The organism is Limosilactobacillus reuteri subsp. porcinus, assembly GCF_036621895.1.
Taxonomy (GTDB): domain Bacteria; phylum Bacillota; class Bacilli; order Lactobacillales; family Lactobacillaceae; genus Limosilactobacillus; species Limosilactobacillus reuteri_J.
In genome coordinates this window covers 1-5,979 of record NZ_LN887413.1, presented here as the reverse complement: position 1 = coordinate 5,979, position 5,979 = coordinate 1, and the positions used below count along the sequence as shown (strand labels likewise).

Below are 5,979 nucleotides of genomic sequence, written 5' to 3'. Positions count from 1 at the left end.
TTAAATTTTACAATCTACCATAAATTAAATATACCCCACTCTTATTTAGGAATGTATAAATAAGAGTGGGGTATTTCGTTATCTTTTTATAAAAATATTTATTCTAATTATTTGATTTATTTATAATGTATTTGTTACGATTATTACGATGATTAGTATCTGAGAAGATGAGCTCATGTAGATATTAGGCTATTATTTCATCATGCAAATTAAGTGTAAAAGGGGGCTGATTTTTCTTGTTTGGTGCTTGAGGAGCTGCAGGGTTTATGCCTTGTGTGAGAGAGGTTTTGACGATGAAAAAATTAGAGCAATTGATTGATAAAAACTTTGCTGAAACAGCTCATGGTAAGGTTGCAAACTATATTCCAATATTAGGAATTGTTGATCCGCAGCAATTTGGCATTGCCATTTATGACGTTGACGAGGACGAAATTGGGACCGCTGGAATGGCAGGAACGCGATTTGCGATTGAGAGTATTGCGAAGGTCGTAGCTTTAATATTAGCGATCAAGAGATTAGGACATAAGCGTGTCTTAGCAGAACTAGAAAATGGTTCGGCAGATTATAGCCTAAGTTCGGTACTATTGGATGACGAGTTAACCGAGCAGGTCCACCGGATAAATTACCTTAATAATTCCTCCGCCTTGTTAACGACAGCCTTAATTGACCAGTTGATGGGGCAGAATAGTTTTAATGCCCTTCTCGGGTTCTGCCGTGAGATCTGCAATGACCCATGCATTAGCTTGAATGAGCGTTTATTTCGGTCAGCAATTATGAATGATAAAGATATTCATGCACTGGCTTACTATATGAAAGATAAGGATATTTTAGAGACTGTTGATCAAATATTGATAACTTATTTTATGCAAAGCTCAATGATGGTGACATCACAGAGTCTTGCTAACTTAGGAGCAGTCTTGGCAAATGATGGAATTAAACCTTGGGATAATGAGCGTCTTATTAGCCATGAAGATAACGAGTTGGTAAAGAAATTGCTAACAACAGTTGGTTCGTTTGAAGAATCAAAAGAATACACAATTAAAATTGAACTCCCTATTAAAAGTGGTACTGGCGGCGGCTTATTGGCTTGTGCCCCGCAAAAATGTGGTATTGGTATTTTTAGTCCAGCTCTTGATCAACATGGCAATAGTTTGGCAGGAATGAGTTTATTACAAGATGTTGTTGATCAATTAGTAGTTTAATAAAAGCGAGGCCCGAAGAAAATTCTTCAAGTCTCGCTTTTTGTTAATGTAATTTTTCTTGGAATTTCTGTAAATTACCAGGAGTTGGGGTTAAGTTAGTCCATTCTGGTGAAAGGAACTTACTATTGATTTGGTAATGTGGTTGCGGTTGCTTATTAGAAATAAAACTATTAGTAGCTTTATCAACTTTTACCCAACCAGCCCAACCGATATGGATAGTATCTTCCATAAATCCAGGCTTATCACCATCATGAGAAAGATCCAAAATATGATTGAACCCTTGTTGGCGAAGCTGGAATTTAATTTTTTTAACAGATTGGTAATACATATTCATGTCCATCCCCGTGTACTTTTCCCACTTTGAATTAACAGGTGGGATGATAAAGAGGACATTTGAATTGGTATTCTTAAACTGATTCAAAACTACTTCCAAATCGCCATATTCTGGTGACTTAGTATAATTGAAATTTCGTTGTGATCCCTTTGTTTTCGCTAAATTTTTCTTTACACGCTGGGTATAGAAGCTGTTTTTGATACCGAAACGGTTGTTATCAGTATCACGTGCGGCTTCATTCATTGCATCATCATAAAGTTCATTATAATTGTAATGCTGAGGAAGCTTCTTAACATTTGGGAGGATATGCTTGCCATAGTTATTATTTAATTGAAAACCTGAGAAGATGGCATCTTCATGAACAAGCATGTTAAGTCGGAAGCGGATAACTCCCATGTCGAAACTGCTCAGGGATTTTCCTTCAGCGATTTTTTTAGCATACGAAGAAACAGTCCCATCTTTGCCAAGCATTGCAATTAATCGCGTTGCAATGTAACGATCATATGGTGATTTAGGATTAGCGTGTTGAAGCCAGTTAAGGTTAGCGAGTTCACCATTATAGTACTTGAAAGCTGGTGGTTGAACACCCTGCTTGGTAAACCATTGTGGTGAAATGATATAGACTGCCTTATTATTTCTCATCTGCGTTTCCATTGAATTAATGTTAAAGAATTGCGGAAGAGATTGGGTACCCCGTGAACCAAAGAGGAAAGGAGTATAGTTATGATAACGAGCAGCCATTACAGAAGGATGGAAGCGATCCATTCGCCGTAATTCACTAGAACCAAAGAATGGAACATAGTGAGTGTGCTTATCACTGAGCGCTTGTTGCTTAATTGATTGGTTCTTAAAAACAACGGGGCTTAGTGATACTGCAGCTTTATGTTCAATCGCCGCTGAGTGCTTTTTACTAATCGGCAGTGAAAACAAAAGAACTACTAATAGACAAGCGACAATCAGCGGGCCAAAGATTGACCACAGCTTTTTGCCATTATGCATTTTGGAGCTCCTTTACCCGTTCTTCAATCTTTTCAATAGTGTCCCATTGGCTACGGTCAAATTCTGAAACTGGTACTTGAACGCCAAAAGCATCTTGTAAACCGAGAAGAAGACTAACAGTTGCCATTGAGTCTAAAAGACCACTTTCAAAAAGGTTTTGACTTGCATCACTAAAGTCTGCAGTATCCCGACCAGTTGCATCAGCTAAAATATTAATAATTTGTTCTTGCATAATTAAAATCCTCCTAAAATTATTTGAATAGATAAGTATCTAAGAACCCACTGAAGATCAAGAAAGTAAACATTACAAAGTTAAATGTGACAAAAATAGCAACTCCAGTAGTGAACTTATTATGTGGTAGCTGTTTTAAGTTTTTGCGCTTGAAACGCAGCCACCAGTCATTAACTACTAGGCCTAGACCTTGGAGAAAACCATAGAGAATATAGTACCAGGTAATTCCATGCCAAAAGCCCATTAGTAACATATTAAGCATATATGCGGTTGATGACAAGGCATTTCGATTCTTAAACCATCGTTTTTTGGTAGCAAGAAAGACGAACCGCATAAAAATATAATCACGGAACCAGAAAGAAAGGCTAATGTGCCAACGATTCCAGAACTCTTTAAGGTTTTTCGATTTGAAAGGCTGCTTAAAGTTCATCGGGGTACGCACACCCATAAAGTAACTAATAGCAACTGCAAACAATGAATAACCGGCAAAGTCGAAGAATAAGTAAAGTCCGTAAGTGTACATGACACCGACTAAGTTCCAAGAAGGGAATGATGGATCAGCCAAGGCCGCTTTTTCAAAGAAGGGGTAAAAACGCTGACCAAAGAAATAACCGATAACAAACTTGTACAAGAACCCAAGGAATAAGTAGAAAATTCCCGTATTAACAAGATTCAAATATTCCTCGCGGGTCGGAACCTTTTTATAATCTTTTTCAAAACGTTGGTAACGATCAATTGGTCCAGAAGTAATGGTTGGCATGAACAGAATGAAACGAATGAACTTCCATGGGGAAATCTCTTTGATCATTCCATCACGCGTTTCAATTACTGTTCCGACTGCCCGGAAAGTTAAATAACTAATTCCTAAGAAATCAAGGAGGGAGTTATGACTAACCATTGCCGGTGAGAGCTTAACAATTACAATCGGCAAAATTGATAAGGCGGTAGTGAAATAAAAAACACCACTCGAATTATTATTTTGCCGGTAGCGATGATAAGCCATCACAATAATTGTCTGGTAAATAACATAAGCAATTAATGAAATTCCTTGTTGCCAGCTTGAACCATCGAACATTAAGAAGATAAAAATGAAACTAATTAATGCTTCATACCAGCTAAACCTCTTCCCAAAGTAAAGGCCGATTCCCAACGGCAAAATAGCAAGAAGTAAGTAGAAGAAGTATACCGGGGTTCCATAAGCACTGAAATTAGGAAGGTTTGAAATCCAATCAATCATTACTTGTTAGCCTCAGCAATCATTTGTTTAACTGCAATCTTGCCATTTGCAGACATTGGGAATGATTCACGGTAAACGAATTGGGTAGGCATCATGTATGGCATGATTAAGCCGTCCAAGCTTTCACGAATTTGTTTTGTTAATCCAGCCGTATCTTCAGTAGATTCGTTTGGAATAACATAAGCGATCAGGTGCGTAACTTTGCCGTCTTTATTATATTTTGGAACCGCAACTGCTTGTTTGATTAGAGGACTCTTTTCAAGACTGGCACGAACTTCATCAAGTTCAATCCGGTAACCATGTAATTTAATTTGGAAATCCATGCGGCCTTTGTGATGAAGTAAGCCATCGCTGTCAAGGGTACCCGCATCCCCAGTTCGGTAAGCAGGCACACCATCAATCTTAAAGAATGACTTGGCTGTTTTTTCTGGATTATTCATATAGCCACGTGCCACACTATTACCACTGATTACAATCTCACCTTGTTCACCGGGAGTAGTGATTTCTTGATCGCCATTCCAAATGGATAATTTAACTCCAGGCTTTGCATAGCCAACTGGTAAGCGGTCATTATTTTCAATGATTTCAGGAGTAATCTCGATTCCTGATACGGCAACCGTTGTTTCAGTCGGACCATAAGTGTTGAAGATTTTAGCATCTGGGAATCGTTGGTGTAATCCTTTGGCAGTCTTTACTGTTAATTCTTCGCCACAGAAGAGAAAGGTCTTTAAGCTTGGCATTTTTTGTTGGTTAAATGCTGGGCTAAGCATTAACATATCAGCAAACGATGGTGTCCCTACAAATACCTCAAGATCAAGGTTTGGTAGAGCAGTGAACATCTGACCAAAATTTTCAACAACTTCGTGAGGAAGCGCCTTGATTGTCCCACCATTAAGTAGTGCTGGTAACCAGTACATGTTTGAAAGATCAAATGAATATGGTGGCTGCCCTAAGAAATTAGCATGTTCTTTGATTTTAAATTCATCACTTAGCATCCAGTCAACAAAGGTCATAAAGTTATCGTGACTAACTTCAACCCCTTTTGGTGAACCGGTAGTTCCAGACGTAAAGAGGACATAAGCTAGTTCGTCACCATTAATCATTGCTGAAGTATCAAAAGTTTGCGGTGTTGCCAAAATTTTTTCAAGCTGTTGATGATCGACAATCGGGGCATCAAACTGGAGATCATTGCTTGGAAAATCATTAACAGCAATAATCATCGCCGGTTTAGCAGTATCCAGAATTGATTGCATCCGTGGAATTGCTGAATCGTTGGACACTGGAATATAAGTATGTCCAGCTTTTAGAGCCGCTAAAAAGCTAATAATCATTTCAACTTGATGATCACCATATACGAGAATCGGACTACGATCAGGCAAAGATTGAGTACTAAGCCATGCCGCTAAAGTATCAACTGCTGAGCTTAAGTCCGCATAAGTGGTCGTTTTGCCCATTTCATCATATGCGATCCGCGTTGAGTTGTCCTTGGCAATTTGCTCAAAGACGGTAATAATATTCTTACTCATATATTATCTATTTCCTCCGCATTAGAATTCGTTGTAGATAAATGGCTCTTGGCCTGCTCCATAATAACCATAAAGGTAGATTAATAAAAGAAGCACTACAAAGTAAAATAATGTTTTTAAGATGAATTGTAATGCAGGATGGCGTTGAATAATCTGAGCCATAGTTCTCCTTCTCTCATCTTTATAAATTTGTAATTGACATTCATATCAAGAATACCATTAATTATGTATCTCGGCTAATAGGGTGAGTTACTTTCACCTTACTGTAAAGTCTTTAAGAAAAAATTAATGAAATGTTCAGAAATAAGAATGCTTATTACCTTAAAATTATAACTTTTTCTGAGCTAATTGTAACTAGAAAAATATAAACTTTATTTATAATTTTATATGACATGACAATGATGGACTAATTTAACAATAATTGCAAGAGTATCTGTCAAGTTTTCATA

6 protein-coding genes are annotated in these 5,979 nt (G+C 37.6%); 1 reads left to right on the top strand and 5 read right to left on the bottom strand.

From position 1 onward, the window contains the following. Positions 1-266: 266 nt before the first annotated feature. On the top strand, positions 267-1,202 hold the full coding sequence (locus tag AACL61_RS05430) for a glutaminase (protein WP_339111091.1): 936 nt from the start codon (positions 267-269) through the stop codon (positions 1,200-1,202). A 43-nt stretch (positions 1,203-1,245) separates the two neighbouring features. Here AACL61_RS05430 and dltD read toward each other — a convergent pair whose 3' ends face one another. Genes dltD through dltX form a run of 5 tightly spaced genes read right to left on the bottom strand, consistent with a single transcriptional unit; the run spans position 1,246 to position 5,692 of the window. Then, positions 1,246-2,535 carry a D-alanyl-lipoteichoic acid biosynthesis protein DltD gene (dltD, locus tag AACL61_RS05425; protein ID WP_102816928.1) on the bottom strand — a complete coding sequence of 430 codons (1,290 nt, stop codon included), beginning with the start codon at positions 2,533-2,535 and terminating at the stop codon, positions 1,246-1,248. After that, entirely contained in the window at positions 2,528-2,767 is a 240-nt protein-coding gene (dltC, locus tag AACL61_RS05420) for a D-alanine--poly(phosphoribitol) ligase subunit DltC (RefSeq protein WP_003665624.1), read from the bottom strand. The genes dltD and dltC overlap by 8 nt, the downstream gene beginning before the upstream one ends. Before the next feature lie 19 nt (positions 2,768-2,786). Continuing rightward, on the bottom strand, positions 2,787-4,004 hold the full coding sequence (dltB, locus tag AACL61_RS05415) for a D-alanyl-lipoteichoic acid biosynthesis protein DltB (RefSeq protein ID WP_339111090.1): 1,218 nt from the start codon (positions 4,002-4,004) through the stop codon (positions 2,787-2,789). Beyond that, the gene (dltA, locus tag AACL61_RS05410; RefSeq protein WP_085719428.1) at positions 4,004-5,530 is read right to left on the bottom strand and encodes a D-alanine--poly(phosphoribitol) ligase subunit DltA; all 1,527 of its coding nucleotides are present in this window, start codon (positions 5,528-5,530) and stop codon (positions 4,004-4,006) included. Before dltA ends, dltB begins: the two co-directional genes overlap by 1 nt. A gap of 21 nt (positions 5,531-5,551) precedes the next feature. Further along, positions 5,552-5,692 carry a teichoic acid D-Ala incorporation-associated protein DltX gene (dltX, locus tag AACL61_RS05405; RefSeq protein WP_003671255.1) on the bottom strand — a complete coding sequence of 47 codons (141 nt, stop codon included), beginning with the start codon at positions 5,690-5,692 and terminating at the stop codon, positions 5,552-5,554. Positions 5,693-5,979: the final 287 nt, after the last annotated feature.